At 58.5% G+C, this 19853-nt stretch carries 20 protein-coding genes, 2 tRNA genes and 1 pseudogene; 8 read left to right on the top strand and 15 right to left on the bottom strand.

The window, feature by feature from the left end:
• Window positions 1-91: 91 nt before the first annotated feature.
• The 9 genes and pseudogenes from folP to IQ265_RS01565 form a co-directional block, all read right to left on the bottom strand.
• Window positions 92-970 carry a dihydropteroate synthase gene (gene folP, locus IQ265_RS01605; protein ID WP_194050456.1) on the bottom strand — a complete coding sequence of 293 codons (879 nt, stop codon included), beginning with the start codon at window positions 968-970 and terminating at the stop codon, window positions 92-94.
• Window positions 971-1054: 84 nt separating this feature from the next.
• Complete coding sequence (locus IQ265_RS01600; protein WP_194050455.1) at window positions 1055-1777, bottom strand: amino acid ABC transporter ATP-binding protein; 723 nt, start codon at window positions 1775-1777, stop codon at window positions 1055-1057.
• A complete protein-coding gene (locus IQ265_RS01595) occupies window positions 1770-2429 on the bottom strand; it encodes an amino acid ABC transporter permease (protein ID WP_194050454.1) in 660 nt (219 codons plus the stop codon). The genes IQ265_RS01600 and IQ265_RS01595 overlap by 8 nt, the downstream gene beginning before the upstream one ends.
• A gap of 37 nt (window positions 2430-2466) precedes the next feature.
• Window positions 2467-3315, bottom strand: a pseudogene (locus IQ265_RS01590) (transporter substrate-binding domain-containing protein).
• A 186-nt stretch (window positions 3316-3501) separates the two neighbouring features.
• Window positions 3502-3771, bottom strand: a complete 270-nt coding sequence (locus IQ265_RS01585; RefSeq protein WP_194050453.1) for a DUF5340 domain-containing protein — start codon at window positions 3769-3771, stop codon at window positions 3502-3504.
• 59 nt (window positions 3772-3830) lie between these two features.
• Window positions 3831-4724 carry an indole-3-glycerol phosphate synthase TrpC gene (gene trpC / locus IQ265_RS01580; RefSeq protein ID WP_194050452.1) on the bottom strand — a complete coding sequence of 298 codons (894 nt, stop codon included), beginning with the start codon at window positions 4722-4724 and terminating at the stop codon, window positions 3831-3833.
• 167 nt (window positions 4725-4891) lie between these two features.
• On the bottom strand, window positions 4892-6328 hold the full coding sequence (gene lpdA / locus IQ265_RS01575) for a dihydrolipoyl dehydrogenase (RefSeq protein ID WP_194050451.1): 1437 nt from the start codon (window positions 6326-6328) through the stop codon (window positions 4892-4894).
• A 189-nt stretch (window positions 6329-6517) separates the two neighbouring features.
• Window positions 6518-7321: an RNA methyltransferase gene (locus IQ265_RS01570; RefSeq protein ID WP_194050450.1), complete on the bottom strand. Its 804-nt coding sequence runs from the start codon at window positions 7319-7321 to the stop codon at window positions 6518-6520.
• 34 nt (window positions 7322-7355) lie between these two features.
• Window positions 7356-7439: transfer RNA gene (locus tag IQ265_RS01565), tRNA-Leu, on the bottom strand.
• A 207-nt stretch (window positions 7440-7646) separates the two neighbouring features.
• Between IQ265_RS01565 and murA the strand changes: the two genes are divergently transcribed.
• Window positions 7647-8999 (top strand): UDP-N-acetylglucosamine 1-carboxyvinyltransferase, encoded by a 1353-nt coding sequence (murA, locus tag IQ265_RS01560; RefSeq protein ID WP_194050449.1) that lies wholly within the window; start codon window positions 7647-7649, stop codon window positions 8997-8999.
• A gap of 92 nt (window positions 9000-9091) precedes the next feature.
• Here the strand turns inward: murA and IQ265_RS01555 are convergent, their stop codons facing one another.
• Window positions 9092-9241 (bottom strand): hypothetical protein, encoded by a 150-nt coding sequence (locus IQ265_RS01555; RefSeq protein ID WP_194050448.1) that lies wholly within the window; start codon window positions 9239-9241, stop codon window positions 9092-9094.
• Here IQ265_RS01555 and IQ265_RS01550 point away from each other — a divergent pair.
• The gene (locus IQ265_RS01550; protein WP_194050447.1) at window positions 9240-9983 is read left to right on the top strand and encodes a phycobilisome rod-core linker polypeptide; all 744 of its coding nucleotides are present in this window, start codon (window positions 9240-9242) and stop codon (window positions 9981-9983) included. The genes IQ265_RS01555 and IQ265_RS01550 overlap by 2 nt on opposite strands.
• A 270-nt stretch (window positions 9984-10253) precedes the next feature.
• Here the strand turns inward: IQ265_RS01550 and tyrS are convergent, their stop codons facing one another.
• Entirely contained in the window at window positions 10254-11486 is a 1233-nt protein-coding gene (gene tyrS, locus IQ265_RS01545; protein ID WP_194050446.1) for a tyrosine--tRNA ligase, read from the bottom strand.
• Window positions 11487-12024: 538 nt separating this feature from the next.
• Between tyrS and IQ265_RS01540 the strand changes: the two genes are divergently transcribed.
• Complete coding sequence (locus tag IQ265_RS01540) at window positions 12025-13944, top strand: penicillin-binding protein 1A (protein ID WP_194050445.1); 1920 nt, start codon at window positions 12025-12027, stop codon at window positions 13942-13944.
• 129 nt (window positions 13945-14073) lie between these two features.
• On the opposite strand, the gene IQ265_RS01535 is transcribed toward IQ265_RS01540, so the two are convergent.
• Entirely contained in the window at window positions 14074-14616 is a 543-nt protein-coding gene (locus tag IQ265_RS01535) for a DUF4168 domain-containing protein (RefSeq protein WP_194050444.1), read from the bottom strand.
• A gap of 37 nt (window positions 14617-14653) precedes the next feature.
• Between IQ265_RS01535 and IQ265_RS01530 the strand changes: the two genes are divergently transcribed.
• The 3 genes from IQ265_RS01530 (at window position 14654) to IQ265_RS01520 (ending at window position 17527) form a co-directional block, all read left to right on the top strand.
• Window positions 14654-14941 (top strand): helix-turn-helix transcriptional regulator, encoded by a 288-nt coding sequence (locus IQ265_RS01530; RefSeq protein WP_194050443.1) that lies wholly within the window; start codon window positions 14654-14656, stop codon window positions 14939-14941.
• A gap of 71 nt (window positions 14942-15012) precedes the next feature.
• The gene (gene hisS / locus IQ265_RS01525; protein WP_194050442.1) at window positions 15013-16326 is read left to right on the top strand and encodes a histidine--tRNA ligase; all 1314 of its coding nucleotides are present in this window, start codon (window positions 15013-15015) and stop codon (window positions 16324-16326) included.
• 142 nt (window positions 16327-16468) lie between these two features.
• Window positions 16469-17527, top strand: a complete 1059-nt coding sequence (locus tag IQ265_RS01520; protein WP_194050441.1) for a class I SAM-dependent methyltransferase — start codon at window positions 16469-16471, stop codon at window positions 17525-17527.
• A 72-nt stretch (window positions 17528-17599) separates the two neighbouring features.
• Here the strand turns inward: IQ265_RS01520 and IQ265_RS01515 are convergent, their stop codons facing one another.
• Together IQ265_RS01515 and pyrE are read right to left on the bottom strand one after the other, a co-directional pair.
• Complete coding sequence (locus IQ265_RS01515; protein ID WP_194050440.1) at window positions 17600-18076, bottom strand: methyltransferase domain-containing protein; 477 nt, start codon at window positions 18074-18076, stop codon at window positions 17600-17602.
• A complete protein-coding gene (gene pyrE / locus IQ265_RS01510) occupies window positions 18076-18693 on the bottom strand; it encodes an orotate phosphoribosyltransferase (RefSeq protein ID WP_194050439.1) in 618 nt (205 codons plus the stop codon). Before pyrE ends, IQ265_RS01515 begins: the two co-directional genes overlap by 1 nt.
• A 196-nt stretch (window positions 18694-18889) precedes the next feature.
• Between pyrE and IQ265_RS01505 the strand changes: the two genes are divergently transcribed.
• A complete protein-coding gene (locus IQ265_RS01505; protein WP_194050438.1) occupies window positions 18890-19285 on the top strand; it encodes a hypothetical protein in 396 nt (131 codons plus the stop codon).
• A gap of 75 nt (window positions 19286-19360) precedes the next feature.
• On the opposite strand, the gene IQ265_RS01500 is transcribed toward IQ265_RS01505, so the two are convergent.
• Window positions 19361-19433: transfer RNA gene (locus tag IQ265_RS01500), tRNA-Ile, on the bottom strand.
• A 170-nt stretch (window positions 19434-19603) separates the two neighbouring features.
• On the opposite strand from IQ265_RS01500, the gene IQ265_RS01495 reads away from it, so the two are divergent.
• Window positions 19604-19852, top strand: coding sequence for a hypothetical protein (locus tag IQ265_RS01495; protein ID WP_106873403.1), 249 nt, complete (start codon window positions 19604-19606; stop codon window positions 19850-19852).
• The last annotated feature ends 1 nt before the right edge of the window (window position 19853 follow it).

Raw genomic sequence — 19853 nt, 5'->3', positions numbered from 1 at the left:
AGTTACCTTCTGCGCTCTCAACATAGTCGTCTGTATTCTACGCCTCTGCGGGTTTCTAACAAACCCCGTAGAGCCTTAATCAGTCATAGCTCTACGGGATCGATCGCCAAATCGCGTCGGCCACCCGGCACACATCGTGCATCTCCGCCCCGTCGTGGACGCGCAGAATGTCTGCTCCGCCTGCGATCGCCGCGCAGCAGGTCGCAGCGGTACCCCATACGCGCTGCTGGGGGTCAGGCTGATCGAGAATGTGCCCAATGAAGCTCTTGCGGGAGGGGCCGACCAGCAGCGGTTGCCCCAGGTCGCGAAACCGACTGAGCTGACGCAGCAGTTCCAAGTTTTGAGCGTAGGTTTTGGCGAAGCCCAGGCCGGGGTCAACGGCAATTTTGCTGGGTTTCACGCCGACCGCGATCGCATCCTCGATCTGGTGCTGCAAAAACTCGTAGACCTCGCCAATGAGATCGTGATAGTCGGTGTAGTTTTGCATGGTGGCAGGCGTGCCGCGCAGGTGCATGATCACGATTGGCACGCCCAAATCGGCCACCGTCGAGAGCATACCCTTATCGTAGGTACCGGCCGAAATATCGTTAACAATGTCGGCCCCGGCCCGCACCGCCGCCCGTGCCACCGACGATCGCGTGGTATCGACGGAAATAATCGCCTGGGCCAGCGCCTCATCGTCATCGGCGCGAATGGCATTAATCACCGGAATTACTCGGTTGAGTTCCTCCTCACGGGAAATCGACCCTGCCCCAGGCCGGGTTGACTGACCACCGATGTCGAGAATATCAGTGCCGTGGTGCACCAGGTGACGCGCCTGGGCCACCGCCTGGTCTACAGTGTTGAACTGCCCCCCGTCGCTAAAGCTGTCTGGGGTCACATTCAGCACTCCCATAATGTAGGTGCGGCTGCCCCAGCTAAAGGTGCGATCGCGAATTTTCCAAGCAACGGGGGCCGTGAGCACAGACATAGGATTACTTAGGTAGAACCTCTGCCTAGCTTAGACGAATTGCTCCAGCCCCGTACCAACCCTGGCCAGACTTACAAAACCTTTTCACAGCACTTTCTCTAAGAACTGCTGGGCGCGATCGCTCTTGGGGCTGCTGAAGAAAATATCCGGCGGCGCATCCTCCACCAGGTAGCCGCCGTCGAGAAACAGCACGCGATCGGCTACCTCCCGCGCAAAACCCATCTCGTGGGTGACAATGCACATGGTAATGCCAGTTTTGACCAGGGCCTTCATTACCTCCAGCACCTCCTTCACCATTTCGGGGTCGAGGGCGCTGGTGGGTTCATCGAACAGCATTACGGCAGGCTCCATGGCCAGGGCGCGGGCAATCGCTACCCGCTGCTTTTGCCCCCCCGACAGCCGTGACGGGTACTGGTCGGCCTTCTCAGAAAGCCCCACTTTGTCGAGCAGATCCAGCGCGATTTTGCTGGCGTCAGCCTTGGAGAGGCCCTTCACCTTCATCGGTGCGTAGGTGAGGTTGCCCATCACCGTTTTGTGGGGAAACAGGTTGAAATGCTGAAACACCATGCCCACGTTCTGGCGCACCTTGAGGATGTCGCACTTGGGCGAAGTGATATCGATTTTGTCTACAAAGATGTGCCCCGCAGTGGGCACCTCCAGCAGGTTGATGCAGCGCAGCAGAGTCGATTTACCCGACCCCGAGGGGCCAATAATCGCCACCACCTCGCCGCTGCCCACCTCGGTAGAAATATCCTTCAGCACCTCCAGCGGCCCGAAGGATTTGACTAAGTGCTCAATTCTAATCACTGCGGCGCATCCTCCGCTCAAGAACTTGGGCGGCCTGGGTCAACCCCATGACCATGATGTAGTAAATCACCCCCACCACCAGCAGCGGCTCAAAGTAGAGAAAAGTCTGCCCCGCCACTACCTGGGCCCGCCGCATCAGGTCTAGTACTCCAATGGTAGATACCAGAGCCGAATCTTTGAGTAGCGCAATGGTCTCGTTGACAAGGGCGGGCAGAATGTTTTTAAACGCCTGGGGCAAAATAATGTCGAGCATCATGGGCCGATAGGCCACCCCAAGCGACATTGAGGCCTCCCGCTGCCCTTTGTCCACCGCCATAATGCCCGCTCGAATGGTCTCGGAGCTGTAGGCCGCCGAGTTGAGCGAGAAGGTAAACACCCCCGCCTCAATCGGCGTAATTTTGTAGCCAATCAGCTGGGGGGTGGCAAAGTACACCAGCGCCAGCTGCAAAATCAGCGGCGTGCCCCGAAAGATCGAGGTGTAGAACTCCGCAAACCACCGCAGCGGCTTGATGTTAGAGATCTTAAGCAGCGACAGCAGGGTGCCCAGGGTAAACCCAAACAGGGCAGACAGCACCGTAAACCTGAGGGTAACCAGAATGCCGTTCAGGATGAAGGGCAGCGATGGAATTATTTGGCCGAAGTCTAAGTTCATCGGGCTAAGTTCATCGGGTTGGATTAATAGGGCTCGACTACTCAGCCCTGTCGCCAAACCACTTGACAATCAGTTCCTCCATTAGGCCGCTCGACTCCATCTCGGCCAGTACCCGGTTAAAGTCGCTCACCAGCTCAGAATCTTTGGGAAACGCGATCGCGGAACCCACCGGTCCTTCTGCAGGAATTTCGACCGACTCTAGGTCAGGGTTATTCTCCAAAAATCCCTTCGCCACAGTGTCTTCGATGATGGCAGCGTCAATGCGGCCCGACTTAAGTTCCTGCACGATTTCATTGATGCGGTTGAGGGGCGACAGCTGGATACTGGGAGTTTCCTCAACCAGCTTGTTGGCAAGCTCTTCTTGAATGGAACCCAACTGTACCCCCACGGTTTTGCCTTCTAGGTCGGCTGGGGAAGCAATGCCACTCCCCGACGGAAACACAATAGTCTGCTTTGCCTCGTAGTAGACCTCAGAAAAATCGACGTTTTGCTTGCGCTCTTCGGTGGGGGTCATGCCCGCCATCACAAAGTCGGCCCGCCCCGCCTGTAGCGCCGGAATTAGGCCGTTGAAATCAATATTGCTAATCTCTAGCTCGTAGCCCAGCTCTTCGGCAATGTGGCGGKCNANAKCRMYKKCAANASCMGANCRAWKYCKWCRRYGCYGNNARCSSWKKCNACAWWYTMGWARRRRKKGTNNTYGGCNNASRWAGMMAYSGWKRWAACGSCSCYGCSSGMSYGKTYRCCCCYRGCCGMYCCGTCGCCCCCAGCCGCCCCGTCGCCCCCGGCAGACTGGCCGCCCCCGCAGGCTGCGGTAAGGCTCACAGTAGCCAGAGCAACTGCGGCGGTAGATGCCAAAAACCAGCGTCGTTTCATGGTCTTTCCTCACACAAATTATTAGGAGGTTGGGCAAGGGCCGCCCAGCCGAAAGTCATACCTTAGGGCAAGGGCATAGTCTCTGCCTAGCATCTTGCTAGGGATAGATCGACTCACCTCAAGGTTGAACTTAATATAGCTTGCAGAGAAAAAAAGCCCCTGGAAGTAACCAGCACTACTATTCAACCAAGTTCTGCCCCTAGGGAGCCACATCCTCAGGCAAAAAGCGATCGCCCAGCTGATTGGTCGACCACTGGTATTCGACCTCAATTTTGGCCTGTTTGCAGGTTTCTTCGAGCTGGCGCTGCTGCGACAGGGCCTTGCGCATGACGATAATGAGCTCCTGAACCTGCATCCGAATCTGGGGGTTTTGGTAAGCCACCGACATGGTCTGCTGCTCTAGCAGCCGCAGCAGCAGCTCGTAGTGAATATGGGAGGGTAGCGGGAGCGGTTTGCCTAAATTTGCCATTGCGTGCCCCAGGGTGCGATCTGTTGATTAAATCAGGAAGTGCTTAAAGACTTCAGTATCTACACGGTATTTTTTTTGTAAAGTTGGTCGATGGCCTGCCCTGGGTCGGGCTGGCGAATCAGCGACTCGCCAATCAGCACCGCCGTTGCCCCGGCGGCCGTCACCGCCTGCAAATCGGCCGGCGTGTGAATGCCCGATTCGCTGACTACTACAGCTCCGCTGGCGACCAGCTGATCGCGGCGGGCCGTAATCAGCTCTGCGGTGGTCTCCAATCGGGTGGTGAAGGTCTCTAAATCGCGATTGTTGATGCCAATCAGCGCCAGCCCCGGCACCGCCAGCACCCGGTCTAGCTCCTCCAAGGTGTGCACCTCGACCAGCACAGCCATGCCCAGAGCCTTGGCGATCTGCACAAAGTAGGTCAGGTCCTGGTCGCTCAAAATGGCGGCAATCAGCAGCACCGCGTCGGCTCCCTTAGAGCGAGCCAGGTACATCTGGTAGGGGTAGATGATGAACTCTTTACACAGCAGGGGCAGGTCTACCGCCTGACGAATTTGGGCCAGGTACTCAAAATCACCCTGAAAAAAGGCTTTGTCGGTGAGCACCGAGAGGCAGCTAGCCCCGTGGGCCGCATAGGTTTGGGCGATCGCCACCGGGTCAAAGTCAGGCCGCATTACCCCCTGGCTGGGCGAGGCTTTCTTGACCTCGGCAATGAGGGCTGGGGTTGTGCGCCCCTCACGTAGGGCAACCACAAAGTCGCGCGGCGGCGGCGCATCGAGCACCTGCCGCTGCAGATCGGCCAGGGGCAAACGCTCCCGCAGGGCCGTTACCTCGGTTTCTTTGTGCCAAACAATTTTTTCTAAAATGTGCCTGGGTTCAGCATCGTCGGCTTTGATCTGGTATTGCAAGTGCTTGACCGCAACAGCGGGGTTGGGAGGGCGACGACGAATTTTCATTATCGATAGGGGAGGTTAGATCTTTAATTTTAGTAGGGTGGGCATTGCCCATCACTGTCTGGGCTAATGACCAGCGAGTCAGGGAAATAGGGCACGGCGGCGATCGCAAGGGCAGTGCTCCCTGTCTTCCCCAAGGGGGAAGGTGGACAATGCCCACCCTACGGGGATCAGGCGGAGACAACCACAGCTCGCTTAAAGGCCTCGTCGAGTACCTCCGAGAGCGTGGGGTGGGTGTGGACGCAGAACGACAGTTCGGTGACGGTTTGGCCGTTGGCGATCGCATTGGCCGCCTCCTGAATCAGATCCGCCGCGTGCATACCAATGATGTGAGCGCCGAGAATTTCGCCGGTATCTTTGCGGTAGATCACCTTGGCTAGACCGTCGCCCTCGCCCTCGGCCAGAGCCTTGGAGTTGCCCTTAAAGTAGGTCTTCACGGTGTCGATCGCATAGCCCTCGGCCTCGGCCAGGGTCTTGGCAGCGGGTTCGGTCAGTCCCACAAAGCTCACCTCGGGGTGGGTAAAGGCCGCCGCCGGAATGCTGAGGTAGTTGATCTGGCGGGGTTCGCCGCAGATGGTTTCGATGGTAAGAATGCCCTGGGCTGAGGCAGCGTGGGCCAGCATCATTTTGCCGGTGGCGTCGCCAATTGCCCACAGGTGAGGCACCGGCTCACCGTTGCGCAGCACCCGCAGGTGGTCATCCACGGGAATAAAGCCTCGGCGATCGGCCTCCACACCGACCCGCTCCAGGCCCAAATCTTTGGTGGCGGGGATGCGTCCGGTGGCCACCAGGCAGGCGTCTACCTCCAGGGTTTCAACCACCTCACGGGTTTCGCGATCGGCCAGCTCGATCACCACCGGGTTGCCGGGGGTGACCTTCTGGGCAATCACTCCAGCTCTCGTCTCAATGTCGCGGGGGGCAATTAGCACGCGCTGGGCAATCTTGGCGATGTCAGGATCGAAGGTGGGCATCAGCTGATCCAGCGCTTCGATGATGGTGACTTCGCAGCCCAGGGCTGTGTACACATCCGAAAACTCCAGGCCAATGTAGCCACTGCCGATGATGGCGATCCAGTCGGGCAGCCAGTCGAGCTTGAGGGCTTCGTCGCTGGTAAACACCGTTTTGCCGTCGGTCTCAATGCCGGGGGGCACAAAGGGCACCGAACCCGGCGACAGAATAATGTCTTGGGCCGTAACCATTTTTTCGCCATCAGAGGTGGCGATCGCCACCTTTTGCTCCCCCGCCAGCCGCGCCCAGCCCTTGATAATGTCAACCCCCAGCCGGGTCAGGCTGTTGGTCATGTCGCCCTGAATTTTGCTGACCAGGGTTTTGGCGTGGTCGGCGATCGCCTCGCGATCGTAGGTGACATTGCCCACCGAAATGCCCAGAGACTTGAGGTGGTGCTCGTTGCGCAGCTCCCGCACCCGGCCCGAGGCCGCCAGCAGCGCCTTAGAGGGAATGCAGCCCCGGTTGACGCAGGTGCCCCCCATCACATCGGCCTCCACAATGGCCGTCTTTAGCCCCCGCTTCACGGCGTGCAGGGCGGCTCCGTGGCCCCCCACCCCAGCACCAATAATCAGCAGGTCGTAATCAAATGCGTCGCTCACAGCAGGCTCCTGAACAGGTGATCCAACTAGGGTTAACTCAAGCTAGGCCAGCTCAAACTAGGCCTTCGAGGGGTTCTGCCCTCAGCCTAGCCGCAAACATGGGCCAAAAACATGGGGTCGCAGGGTATGGATACTACGACAAACAGAGTTTCCTTTCATTCTTGACCACGGAGAGCAATCAGACAACTCCTAAGTCTGGGCCTGATTTTGGGCTGTGGCCCGCCGCTGCCGCTGCGCCTCGTAAAGCAGCAGGGCCGCCGAAACCCCCACATTCAAAGACTCTACCTCCCCAGCCATGGGAATGCACACCTGTACCGCCGCCCGCCGCTGCAAATCTGCCGACAGCCCCGCCCCCTCGTTGCCCAGCACAATCACCGTGGGCTGGGCAAAGTCCACCGACCAATAATCCACCGTGGCGTAGGAGCTAGCCGCCACAAGCTGTACGCCGTCTCGTTCCCAATCCGTCAGCAGAGAATCCAAATCATCCACCACCGCCAGGGGTAGTCGAAACCACTGGCCCGCCGAGGCCCGCAGCACCTTGGGGTGATCGGGGGCCACGCTGTCGGCGCTGAGCCATAGCCCCTCGGCTCCAGCTGCCACCGCCGTGCGAATGATTGTGCCCAGGTTGCCGGGGTCTTGCAGGGTTTCAACCACCAGCCCAATGCCCCGAATCGTAGAGTTTGGGGGACGGTGGCTTTGGGGGGCGATCGCCACCACCCCGTCGGGATGCTGGGTGGTCGCCATGCTCTCTAGCACCGCATCAGACACCAGCTCGACCCGCTCAGTCGATTGGTTTAGGGACAGCGCCAAGTCGGGATGGGCCGCTGCCCAGGCGGGAGTGTAGCAGGCAACCTCAAGGGGATAGTGGGTGGCCAAGGCCTCCTGAATCAGATGGGTGCCTTCGAGCAAAAATTGATCTTGCGATCGCCGCGCCTTGGCCTGGTGCAGCTTGCGAATAGATTTCACCAGAGGATTTTGCAGGCTCGTAAGCATGACTGTATCCCCTGGTTAGATCGTTGACATTTAATGCGGAACCCGGGACTTGAACCCGGATGTTATTGCTAACACTAGGACCTGAACCTAGCGCGTCTACCAATTCCGCCAGTTCCGCTGGCCGGGCGTTATTACCGCCGCGATTTGTAATCATGCACCCATAAAGCCCCAGAGTCAAGCGTTTGAAAAAAGATTTCGTGATTTTGGATGAATCGGCTATCCTGATGTGGCCAAGTTTGGCAAATGGATCTGGATTGCTATGGCGAAATTGATGGTTTCGGGTAGAATCTAGACGAAAATTTGGGAAAAAGTGGAGTTATCAGTTGTGGAGGACACCGCCATCGTTACATCCATTGGTTTGCCCAACCCTTTGACCGCTGCCGAAGCGGACGGTGCTGTGCTCGAGATCACTGGCGGTACTCCCTTAGCGGGCCAGGTTGCCATCAGCGGAGCCAAAAACTCTGCCCTCGTCGTGATGGCAGGTACTTTGCTCTGCTCCCAGCCCTGCCGCATTCGCAATATCCCCAACCTCATGGACATTGAGCGGATGGGCGAAGTGCTAACCGCCCTGGGGGTCAAGCTCAAGCGCGAGGGCGATGCCCTCACCGTCGATGCCAGCACTATTGCCCACACCAAAGCCCCCTACGACGTCGTCAGTCGGCTGCGGGCCAGCTTTTTTGTCATCGGCCCCCTGCTCGCCCGCATGGGGGTAGCGCGCATTCCCCTACCCGGCGGCTGTGCTATTGGGGCGCGCCCAGTCGAGCTACACGTCCGTGGCCTGCAGGCCATGGGAGCCGATGTCCACATTGAGCACGGCACCGTGCACGCCTACGTACCCGGCAGCGGTGGTCGCCTCAGGGGAGCCAAAATCTACCTCGACTACCCCAGCGTGGGAGCTACCGAGACCCTGATGATGGCTGCCACCCTGGCGGACGGCGAAACCACGATTGAAAACGCGGCCCAAGAGCCTGAGGTGACGGACCTAGCCAACTTCTGCCGAGCTATGGGAGCGCGTATTCGCGGCGCTGGCACCAACACCATCACTATTGCGGGCGTGCCCAGTCTGCACAGCACCGACTACGGCATTATTCCAGACCGCATTGAGGCGGGCACCTTTTTGGTGGCCGGAGCCATCACTCGCTCTGAAATTAGCCTGTCACCCATCATTCCCGAGCACCTGACCGCTGTCATTGCCAAGCTCCACGAAATTGGCGGCCAGGTGGTGATAGACGGACCTAACCGGGTGCGCTACGTGCCCTCCCACACGATTGTGCCAACCGATATTCAGACCGGGCCGTTCCCTGGCTTCCCCACCGACATGCAGGCCCAGTTTATGGCGCTGATGGCGGTTTGCGAAGGCAGCAGCCTGATCACCGAGACGGTGTTTGAAAATCGCCTGCGCCACGTGGCCGAGCTCAACCGCATGGGGGCTGATATTCGCCTGAATGGCAACTGCGCCATCATCAAAGGGGTGCACCAGCTCTCCGGCGCGCCGGTGCTAGCCACCGACCTGCGGGCCTCGGCGGCTCTGGTGCTGGCGGGTCTGGCCGCTAAAGGCACAACGACCATTCAGGGTCTACATCACCTCGATCGCGGCTACGACGATCTAGAGGGCAAGCTGCGCCTGCTGGGGGCTAACCTGCGCCGCTACACCGATGGGGCGACGGTTCCGGTATAGGGAATATCGCTTCGGGCTGGGCTTGGGCATACAGGCTCGGCCCATTGGGCACAACGAAAGGGCGATCGCCTCGTCTAGTCACAATTAGCGTTTTACACCCATTGACCCTGCTGTTGCGACGGCAGGGTCAATTCGTATTGGTTAAGAAAAGCATCAAAATCATCGACTGAAATTCGCCCCTGGGAAGTCTGAGCATAAGCCACAGGATGGTTGATAGTCTCTCTTGCAGGAAGGTTTGCCATGACGTCTACAGACGAGTTTTCGGTTAAAGAAATTACGGTGAGTCGGCAGTCTGCGGGGGAAGAACGCCAGGCGGCTCTGCACCAAATTTATACTCAAGTTTTAGAACGGCAACCCTACGGGTTTGAGCGCAAACAGCTGGCTAAAATCGAGGCAGAATTTTTAAGGAATAAAATTGGCGTCAAGCGGTTCTTGCGTGAGCTGGGCCATTCAGAGGTATATCTCAACGAGTTCTACTACAACTCCTCAAATCCTAAATTTATTGAGCTGTGCTTTAAGCACTTTATTGGTCGCGCGCCCAGTGACTCAGCAGAAATGCACATCTACTGCAATATTCTGATGCGCCAGGGAGTCAAGGCGATGATTACCGCCCTGCTCGATTCTGAAGACTACCTGCGGCATTTTGGCTGCTTTACTGTGCCCCACGCCTGGACTGAGGCACACTACCCGTCACCCAGAACGTTTTGGGAAACCGATGTGCTGCTTCGTGAGCTGCACGGGCGGCGGGGCTGGATTGTACCGACCATGATCTGGCACAACCTGCAGCTCAACTGCGACGGCGGTAGCTGCAGCCTGCCCGAACCCAGCGCCCCCCGAACGGCCTCGGCGACGGCCCCAGGGCTCGACGCTCTGCACCAGGTGCTCAGCACGATGGAACCCCAAGATTTAGAAAAGTTTGCCTCTACCCTCTCTGCCACCGAGCGCGATAAGCTGCGTCACCTGCTGATGCAGCCTGCCCGCTAGCACTTGAGCAATCTAATTGTCTCAGGCTCTAACGGCTCAGGGTTCAAGGCTTGAGGTTTTAGGTTCACAGCAGGCCTTGAACCGCATACCTTAAACCCTGAACTCTAATAACCTGTCACCCTCGGCGGGACTAACGATAGCGATGGCCATCGCGCTTAGGACAGCGGCCTCTTCCAGTGGCAAAAACTGGGACAGCGCCATGGCGTATAGCCACCGCTTTAGGGGATACAAGTCATGTCCTAACCGTTCTGGCGATGGCTATACCAGGGTTTAAGGAATCAGGCGAGCAAACTTTTTCTTGCCCACCTGAACCACTTTGCCCACCAGCTCGTCGGCGCTGGCAAATTCCTGGTTGGGGTCGGTCAGCTTTTCGCCATCGAGCTTAACGGCCCCCCCCTGAATTTGGCGGCGGGCTTCGCTGCTGCTGGCGCACAGGTTGGTGGCCCCCACTAGGTAAAACAGCCTGGCCGGAAAGTTAACCCCGGCCAGGGAAAACTCGGGCACGCCTGCCGCTGGCTCGCCGGTACCCTGCACCAGGCTGATGGCGGCCTGCTGGGCCTGCTGAGCCGCCGCCTCGCCGTGAAACTGACGGGTGACCTCTAAGGCCAACATTTTTTGGCGATCGCGCGGTTTTTCGGGCAGCGTGCCGAGGTCAAAGGGCGTCAGCAGCTCAAAGTAGTCGCCAATTAGGGTGTCGGGTACTTTTTCGAGCTTGGAGTACATGCTGAGCGGGTCTTCCTGTAGCCCCACGTAGTTGCCCAGAGACTTCGACATCTTTTGGCTGCCGTCGGTGCCCAGCAGCAGGGGCAGCAGCAGGCCAAACTGAGGTCTGAGGCCAAAGTGCCGCTGCAGGTCGCGACCGACGGCAATGTTGAATTTTTGGTCGGTGCCGCCCAGCTCCACGTCAGACTGCACTGCCACCGAGTCGTAGCCCTGCATGATGGGGTAGAGAAACTCGTGGAGAAAGACCGGATCGCCCTTTCCGTAGCGCTCGGAGAAGCCCTCTTTGGCCAGCATTTGCCCCACGGTCATAGTGCTGAGCAGCTCCAAAATTTTGCCCAGATCGAGGCCAGCCAGCCACTCCGAGTTGTAGCGCACCTCTAGCCGCCCTGGGGTATCGAAGTCGAGAATGGGGCGCACCTGCTCAAGGTAGGTTTCGGCATTGGCCTTGACGTCGGCCTCGGTTAGCTGGCGACGCACTTCTGACTTGCCGGTGGGGTCGCCGATGCGGGCGGTGAAGTCGCCAATGATGAGTACAGCGGTATGACCTGCATCCTGAAAGGCGCGCAGCTTACGCACCGGAATGCTGTGGCCCAGGTGTATTTCGGCCCCAGTAGGATCAATGCCCAGCTTGACCCGCAGCGGGCGATCGCTCTGGAGCAGCCGCTGAACCAGGTTTTGCCCTGGGTCGCTGGAGTCAGGTTGGTCAGGAAAGACCTCGCTAATGCCCCGGTAAATGGTCTCGAACTGAGCTGGGGGAGCGCTGGAATTGGCCTGGGGCATAGTGAATTAGGAACGGAGTTAATAGGTAGACAGTAGGGCAACTTAGCTGGGACAGTCACGGTAAAGCCTAGGGCGTATCGTCAGGTCTGGCCAAAATCCTTAGGACACCGCATTGCCTGCCCGACCCCAAAAACTAGCCTAGGCTGTAATCGGCTATTTGTTGGGCTATCAGCGGCTAACTGATGGCAGCCCCTAGGCGATCGCGGCCAAATGTTATAGATTTTGGCAAAACTGGCCCTTAGCTTCTCCTTATAACCATCTGCGAGGCTAGGATAAGCGTGCTTGCGATCGCGCTTGAGTCGATCTCCCAGCCTCACCACCGCATAACATCTGAATTAGCCCCTCAAATCAGCCCCATTAATGGAGTTATTGAGACTGGAGCTATCAGGGTTAGGCTCACTTATCTAGAGGGTCATTATAATGGCCTAACCGTCACCCACCGACGCGCAGCCCCGTTGAAAAACATCCCTTTGCAAAGCAGCCCTCAGCATCTATCGTTACCTAGCACCACCCTCTTTAGCAGCCTTTAATAGCCAACGTGTCATCCAACACCCTTCGCCACAAAAGTCGATCTCAGCCTCAGCCCCTGCGCCGAGCGCCCAACGTACTCAAATACGTGCAAGACGTGGGCCAGGTAGCCGCAGCGGCGCTGCTGGGTACTACCATGATTGCCAGTTCTGTGCTGGCCGGCGGGCTGGTGGGGCTAGCGATTAGCTTTCGCAACCTGCCCGACGTTCGAGTGCTGCGTAACTACGTTCCTAGCGAAACCAGCTATATCTACGACATCAACGGCACCCTGCTCTATAGCCTCCACGACGAGGCCAACCGCGAGGTCGTCGATCTCGATGACATGTCTCCCCACCTGAAGCGGGCCGTTCTGGCGGTAGAAGACAGCTATTTTTACTCCCACAACGGCATTAACCCCAGCAGCGTAGGCCGAGCTATGATGGCCAACGTAGCGGCTGGGTCTGCCGTAGAGGGTGGTTCGACCATCACCATGCAGCTGGTGAAGAACCTATTTTTGACCCCCGAGCGGGCCATTAGTCGCAAAGTGGCAGAGGCGGTGCTCGCCCTGCGCCTAGAGCAAATCTTCAGCAAAGACGAAATTCTGGAGATGTACCTCAACCAGGTGTACTGGGGACACAACAACTATGGCGCTGAAACGGCAGCCCAGAGCTACTTCAACAAGTCGGCTAGAGATCTAACCCTGCCCGAAGCGGCGATGGTTGCGGGGCTGATCCAGGCTCCAGAAAGCTACAGCCCCTTCCACAACTACCAGGCCACCAAGCAGCGCCAGGCGGTTGTGCTCAACCGCATGCGCCAGCTGGGTTGGATTACGCCAGAAGAAGAGGTGGCGGCCCGCGATGCGCCCCTGCTCATAGGTGAAGTGAAATCGTTTCGCAGCAGTATTTCTCCCTACGTGACCGAGGCGACGGTACAGGAGCTGAAGCAGCGCTTTGGCAATGAGGCCGTGGTCAAGGGCGGCATGCGCGTGCAGACCACCGTCGATTTGGGCATGCAGCAAATGGCCGAAGCCACCGTGCAGCGGCACAACGCCCGCATTCGCCACATCGCCGACCAGATGGCGCTGGTGGCCATCGACCCCCGCACCCACTTTGTCAAGGCGATGGTGGGCGGAGTTGACTATCAGCAAAGCCAGTTCAACCGAGCCGTTCAGGCCTATCGGCAGCCGGGGTCAGCCTTTAAGCCCTTTGTGTACTACGCGGCCTTTGCCACCGGCCGCTATACACCCGCCAGCTCCATTGCGGATACTCCCGTTAGCTATCCCGACGGCTATCGCTACTACAGCCCCAAAAACTATGACAGCAGTTTTATGGGCAATATTCCCATTCGTACGGCCCTGGAAATGTCGCGCAACGTGCCAGCGGTGAAGCTGGGCCAGGCGGTAGGGGTCAACCAGATTATCGAGCTGTGTCGCACCCTGGGCATTAACAGCCCAATGCAGCCTGTCACCTCGCTGCCCTTAGGAGCCGTAGATCTGACCCCGATGGAAATGGCCGGAGCCTATGCCACTTTCGCCAGCAACGGCTGGTACTCCGAGCCGACCTTTATTGTGCAAGTCAGCGACAGCAGCGGTAATGTGCTGCTCGACAACACCCCTCAGCCCCAGCTGGTGCTCGACCCCTGGGCCGCTGCTTCGCTCACCGATGTGCTGCAGGGCGTAATTGCCCGAGGCACGGGTACAGCTGCCCAGATTGGGCGACCCGCCGCTGGTAAAACGGGCACCACCGACTCCCAGCGAGATGTGTGGTTTGTGGGCTACGTGCCCCAGCTCTCGACGGCGGTGTGGATTGGCAACGACAACTACACGCCCATGCGATCGGGCACAACGGGGGGCACCTACGCCGCCCCGGTGTGGAAGGACTTTATGCAGCAGGCGCTGGTCAATGTGCCGGTCGAAAACTTCAAGCGGCCCTCGGAGTTTGTGCAGCCCTAGGGGCTGTTGGCAGTTAGCCGTCGGATAATTCCAGAATCAGCCGTTACAGCCCTTGACCTGGTTTTCGGGTCGGCCACCGGTATTCTGCGAATTTTGGCCGGAATTGATGACTCGCCTTCAGCGCAAGGGTTAGGGCTCTGCTTCATCAATTTGGGCCAGAACGCGATCGCGAAATTCTGGGTCACTATTGGCCAGCCCCAGCAGTTCCCAGTAGGCCGACAGGGTTAACCCGTTGGCCTGAATTAGATCTAGGGCAGCCGCCTGAATCTCCTGCTGCATTTGGCGCGACTCGGTGTCGGTTTCGGTTCGCTGCAGGCTCAGTTCACGCGACTCGATCAGCCTAACCACGGCTATATAGGCCCTGACAAAGCGGCTAACGGTTTCAGAGGGAATGTCGCTGGCATCGGGGGCGGCGGGGGTTGCCAGAGGAGCCGCATCGGCGGTGGGTACGGCTGGAGCCGCGATCGCAGGCAGGCCCAGACCGAGCAGGGCGATCAGACTGAGACCAACCAGGCCACTCATCCACCGGGCTAGCAGGCGGCTAACCCTTTTGACGCTGCTCAAAGGTCCATCGATAGCGGTCGTTCTATACCAGTCATCCATCACAGCAATGCCGGAAACGCGTTCTAGAAGCCTAGCCGAAACCAGATCGCCTATAGTGGTAGTAGACATAAGCATAAATACATAACGACAAAGGGAACAGACCGCCATGGCAAGCGATGAGATGTCTCCGGTGCCCGGTCAGGGAAGCCTTTCTGACCGGGAGCTACAGATCGTAGAGCTAGTGGCATCGGGGCTAACCAATCAGGAAATTTCTGAAAAGCTTGAGATTAGCAAGCGCACCGTGGACAACCACATCAGCAATATTTTGACGAAAACGGCGACCGGCAATCGGGTGGCGCTGTTTCGCTGGGCGCTGCAGTCGGGTAAGGTCTGTATCGACGAAGTCAACTGCTGCCTGCTGCCCGAGGTCAAGGCTGAGAGCCAGGAAGCCTGAGCTGCTGGCCCCGAGTCCAACACGGGCTATGATGGGGATTCTGTATTGCCCACGAGAGCGCCTGTTCAGCTATGGAGCCCATTCAATCCCTGCCGGGTACCGAAGATATTTTGCCGAAGGCACAGTATGTAGGCCAAGATCTCAAGGTGGCCGACATTCAGACCTGGCAGCGGGTAGAGGCGACGGCGCGCGATATTTTGAGCCGTGCCGCCTACCGCGAAATTCGCACCCCTACCTTTGAGGCCACAGCCCTGTTTGAGCGGGGTATTGGCGAAGCCACCGATGTGGTGGGCAAGGAGATGTACAGCTTCAAAGACAAGGGCGATCGCGGCTGTACCCTGCGCCCTGAGGGCACCGCCGGGGTGGTGCGGGCCTACGTTCAGCACAGCCTCTACGCCCAGGGCGGCGTGCAGCGCCTCTGGTACACCGGCCCCATGTTTCGCTACGAACGCCCCCAAAAAGGTCGCCAGCGGCAGTTTCACCAGGTCGGCGTTGAGGTGCTGGGCAGCGCCGACCCCCGCGCTGATGTCGAGGTGATTGCCCTGGCCACCGATCTCCTGCAGGCTCTGGGCCTCAAGAACTTGACCTTTTACCTGAACTCGGTGGGCGACAAAAGCGATCGCACTCGCTACCGCGAAGCCCTGGTCAACTACCTCAGCCCCTACGCTGCCGATCTAGATGCAGATTCGCGCGATCGGCTCAGCCGCAATCCCCTGCGCATTCTCGACAGCAAAGACGAAAAGACCCAGGCTATTACCGCCAATGCACCCAGCATTTTGGACTACCTCGGGCCTGACTCAAAGCGCCATTTTGACCAGGTGCTGGCTCAGCTCACTGGTTTGGGCATCGACTTCGAACTCAACCCGCGCCTGGTGCGGGGGCTCGACTACTACACCCACACCGCCTTTGAAATTCAGTCTCAAGATTTGGGGGCCCAGGCGACGGTGTGCGGCGGCGGTCGCTACGACGGCCTGGTAGAAGAACTGGGCGGCCCAGCCACACCAGCCGTGGGCTGGGCGATCGGCCTGGAGCGCCTCACCCTGCTGCTCGAAACCCTTCAGCAGGCAGCGACGGTAGCCCCTGACCTCTACCTGGTGTCGCGGGGCGAACAGGCCGAGGCCAATGCCCTACAGCTGGCTCAAAAATTACGCCATCGGGGTCTGGCCGTAGAGCTTGACCTCAGCGGCGCAGCCTTTGGCAAGCAGTTTAAGCGGGCCGATCGCAGCGGCGCAGCCGCCTGCCTAATCGTGGGCGATGACGAAGCGGCCCAGGGCACCGTGCAGATTAAGTGGCTACTCTCCGGCGAACAAACCAGCCTCTCCCAGGCCTCTCTGCTCAGCGATATTGAGGGGTTTTTACAGCAAATTCAGAGCGCTCGCGCCTAGGGGTACGCGCTTCAGATTTGGTATCACTCCTGAGACTCTGGGATTCCCCTCAGAGGGGAGACCACACGCCTCCAAGATTTCGTTACAATCTTTTACAATGACAGAATATCCCTTGTTCAATAAATAACTTATTGCTGGTCGTATGCCTGACACCATCACAAAACTGGCTTACCAAGCCTTTCAACAGGGCAAGAGTTACTTTGGGCTGGCTCACAAGACCGTCACTTCACAGGTCATGCAGGCGGTCAATCCGCCCAAACACATTCAAACTAAGCCCCTGGAGATTAAGGATCTGCAGCTGCTTCAGCAGCGTATGAATGCTCTGCTGGAGCGTGACTGGCAGGATGCCGAGGCCGAGGTCTATCCCAAAGAGCTATTGTTCGACAACCCCTGGGACGATTTCTTTCGGTTTTACCCGCTGGTATGCCTAGACCTGCCCAACATTTGGGATCGGCTCAACAAGCGCGACTACCACACCTTCACCGAGGACGTCGACACCAAAGGCTATCCCAAGTACTACCTGCAAAACTTTCACCACCAAACCAACGGCTACCTGAGTGATATGTCGGCGAACCTGTACGACCTCCAGGTAGAAATTCTCTTCAATGGCACTGCCGACCCCATGCGACGGCGCATTCTGGCCCCTCTTAAGCAGGGCTTAGCGGCAGCCGGTATGACCGAAGGGGCCAAGGTGTTGGATGTGGCTTGCGGCACCGGTCGCACATTGAGCATGGTTCGAGATGCCCTGCCCAAGGCCTCGCTGTATGGGGTTGACCTGTCGCCTACCTACCTGCGCAAGGCGAATGAAACCCTGACTGCTAAGCCCGGTGTGCTGCCGCAGCTGATTCAGGCCAACGGTGAGAGCCTGCCCTTTATAGACAACTACTTTGACGGCGTGGTGAGCGTTTTCCTGTTCCACGAGCTACCGGCGGTGGCGCGGCAGAACGTGATTAACGAGATGTATCGGGTTGTGAAGCCCGGCGGCACTGTAGTACTGTGCGACTCGATTCAGCGGCTCGATTCGCCTGAGTTTGAGTCGGCGATGGAGAACTTCCCAGCGATGTTCCACGAGCCCTACTACCGCCACTACACCACCGACGACCTCAACCAGCGCCTGAGCGATGCTGGTTTTGAGGACATTGGTAATCAGGTTCACTTTATGAGCAAGTACTGGGTAGGCCGCAAGCCAGCGGCCGCCTAAACGACTGGCTCATATACCAAAAGCTAGCAGCCTCCGGTGAATTACCGGAGGCTGCTGACTCAGCAATATTGCCTAAGGAATCTGCCATAGATAGAGCACCGAATCTTCCTCGGACGGCTCTAGGCGCAGGGTGAGGTGGGGCAGCCAGTCGCCCATGTCAAACATGTGCGAGACAACGCGGCTGCCCGATCGCAGCTGGGTTTGCAGGCGCGATCGCAGTCGCAGATTCAGGTGCGGCAGCAGGTAGATTAGCACCACCGTGGCGTCGTGAAGATCGGCCTCAAACAGGTTGCCCTGGATAAACCTCAGGCGATGCTCAACCCCAACCTGACGGGCAAGGGCGCGGGCCTGTTCTAGAAGAACTGGGTCGATGTCAACGCCCACTCCCTGCACGCCGTAGTCGAGGGCCGCCTGGACCAGCAGCCGACCGTCGCCGCAGCCCAGGTCGTAGACCACATCGGCAGCGGACAGATCGGCCAGCTTGAGCATGGCGGTGGCGGCATCGGCGGGGGTGGGCACAAAGCCAATGTCGGGACGGGGAGCGGCCATCAAGCGGGGTTGAGGGTAGCCCAGTGGGCCTGGATATCTTGAATGGTAAACAGAGCCTTGAAGGGGAGGTTGTGGCTTTGGTAAAGCTCGGCTCCGCCCTGCTGGCGATCGACTAAGGCCAGAATTTGGTTGACCTGGTACCCCGCTGCCTGGAGACGGTCAACCGCCTTGAGGGCCGACTGGCCGGTGGTGACCACGTCTTCAAGCACCGTTACGGCACTGCCCGGCGGCAGCGTGACGCCTTCAATATAGGCGCGGGTGCCGTGCCCCTTGGCCTCTTTGCGAATAATCAGCGGAAACAGATGGCGGCTCCCATAGAGCCCCACTAGGCTGACGGCGGTTACCAGCGGGTCGGCTCCCAGGGTTAGCCCCGCTACGGCGGTCGTTTCGGCAGGCACCAAATCGAGCAACAGCCGACCCACCAGCAGCGCCCCCTGGGGGTGGAGGGTAACCAGCTTGCCGTTGATGTAGTAGGTGCTGCGCTGGCCTGAGGTGAGCACAAAGTCACCCTCCTGGTAAGCTCCACGACAGAACAGGTCGAGCAGGGGCGATCGCAGGGCGGCGGTTTCTAGATCAAGCAGCTCGGAGGGAGCGATTTTCAGCAGTAGCTCGTCCATGGGTAGTTAATTCCTTAAAAATGCTCCAGTTTTCTGCGATCGCGCTATAAAGGACATGCACTGGGTGATCGGTTCGGCAGGGTTTCAGGTAAGCTAGGGAGTTTTTTGCCCCAAGCCTACCGTCAGAGCAGGGGCAGGCACCGCCAGAATCACACCAATTCCCGCACTGTTTATCTTGAGTTGAGGAGGCTTGGCCATGGGCATTCAATTAAATCATATTTCTGGTCTGACGCTGGCGCTGCTGGCGGCGGCGGTCATTGCCCCAGCAGGGCACGCCCAAGATACAGCATCCCAGACCATTCCTGATGCCTTAAACGACCTGGGTACCACCTACTCGGGCGACTACTTCAGAAACCGAGGCATTGTTCGCCAGGGCAAGCGCATTATCGGCCTCGACTTCCCTGAGCGCGCGCTAGAGTGGGATGCCAACGCCACCTCCGCTGCCGTGAGAGATATTTTGCTGCTGCAGACCACCAGCGACCCCACAATTCGGGTGCCGGATTTGGCCAACCCCTACAGCAGCAGCCTGCTGACCAGTCCCAGCAGCAGCGTACCCTACGTCGGCTCAGAGTTTATCTTTGAAACGTTCTAGCCCCTGCCGCCCCGGTGGGTCCAGCTCCAATCCCTTAACCTGAGTTCTGAATTGGGACAAACAGGTGGTGAAAAATCCAGGGTGCAGGAGTTGAACCTGCCTGGGGCGAATTATGAGTTCGCTGCCTAATCCGCTCGGCCAACCCTGGGATGCCACCTCAACGGTGAAGCACTTCCTATTGTACGCTCAGGTCTAAACCTGAATCTTAAATTTTGTTTGAGGCTTAAACTTTATAATTGGGGTAACGTTTAGGCCTGGGTTAGACCCAGACCGTCTAAAGTATTTCCATTGCTCAGGTTATCCATTTTTACCCCTGCCATGAACCCTGCCGTAGCGTTTACGTTAATTTTGCTCTCGCTGATGATCGGTTCGGGGGTGGTCAGCGCATCGTGGGGGTTCACGCTGGGGCGACAGGCGCTGACCGGTGTGCGCCAGCCCGAAACCCGGCCTACCAGTGGGTCTCCCGTAGCGCGCGAGGCGGGTGCAGCCGGTCAGGGTGACGTGGTGTTGGTCAACGAAGCTGAAGTTCTGCAGCAGGTGAAAGCTCGCACTAGCGGCGGCCAGTAGC

The sequence above is a fragment of the Nodosilinea sp. LEGE 06152 genome (assembly GCF_015207525.1).
GTDB lineage: Bacteria > Cyanobacteriota > Cyanobacteriia > Phormidesmidales > Phormidesmidaceae > Nodosilinea.
This window is presented reverse-complemented; position numbering and strand designations above follow the sequence as displayed.

Bases quoted from the DNA above. Each gene is read 5' to 3' on its own strand.
- hisS (WP_194050442.1), top strand. From the start codon at position 15,013: ATGGAGCCCATTCAATCCCTGCCGGGTACCGAAGATATTTTGCCGAAG.
- IQ265_RS01495 (WP_106873403.1), top strand. From the start codon at position 19,604: ATGAACCCTGCCGTAGCGTTTACGTTAATTTTGCTCTCGCTGATGATC.
- IQ265_RS01505 (WP_194050438.1), top strand. From the start codon at position 18,890: ATGGGCATTCAATTAAATCATATTTCTGGTCTGACGCTGGCGCTGCTG.
- IQ265_RS01535 (WP_194050444.1), bottom strand. From the start codon at position 14,616: ATGTCTACTACCACTATAGGCGATCTGGTTTCGGCTAGGCTTCTAGAA.
- tyrS (WP_194050446.1), bottom strand. From the start codon at position 11,486: ATGCCCCAGGCCAATTCCAGCGCTCCCCCAGCTCAGTTCGAGACCATT.
- IQ265_RS01595 (WP_194050454.1), bottom strand. From the start codon at position 2,429: ATGAACTTAGACTTCGGCCAAATAATTCCATCGCTGCCCTTCATCCTG.
- IQ265_RS01530 (WP_194050443.1), top strand. From the start codon at position 14,654: ATGGCAAGCGATGAGATGTCTCCGGTGCCCGGTCAGGGAAGCCTTTCT.
- IQ265_RS01550 (WP_194050447.1), top strand. From the start codon at position 9,240: ATGACGTCTACAGACGAGTTTTCGGTTAAAGAAATTACGGTGAGTCGG.
- IQ265_RS01585 (WP_194050453.1), bottom strand. From the start codon at position 3,771: ATGGCAAATTTAGGCAAACCGCTCCCGCTACCCTCCCATATTCACTAC.
- IQ265_RS01520 (WP_194050441.1), top strand. From the start codon at position 16,469: ATGCCTGACACCATCACAAAACTGGCTTACCAAGCCTTTCAACAGGGC.
- pyrE (WP_194050439.1), bottom strand. From the start codon at position 18,693: ATGGACGAGCTACTGCTGAAAATCGCTCCCTCCGAGCTGCTTGATCTA.
- IQ265_RS01555 (WP_194050448.1), bottom strand. From the start codon at position 9,241: ATGGCAAACCTTCCTGCAAGAGAGACTATCAACCATCCTGTGGCTTAT.
- IQ265_RS01515 (WP_194050440.1), bottom strand. From the start codon at position 18,076: ATGGCCGCTCCCCGTCCCGACATTGGCTTTGTGCCCACCCCCGCCGAT.
- folP (WP_194050456.1), bottom strand. From the start codon at position 970: ATGTCTGTGCTCACGGCCCCCGTTGCTTGGAAAATTCGCGATCGCACC.
- trpC (WP_194050452.1), bottom strand. From the start codon at position 4,724: ATGAAAATTCGTCGTCGCCCTCCCAACCCCGCTGTTGCGGTCAAGCAC.
- IQ265_RS01570 (WP_194050450.1), bottom strand. From the start codon at position 7,321: ATGCTTACGAGCCTGCAAAATCCTCTGGTGAAATCTATTCGCAAGCTG.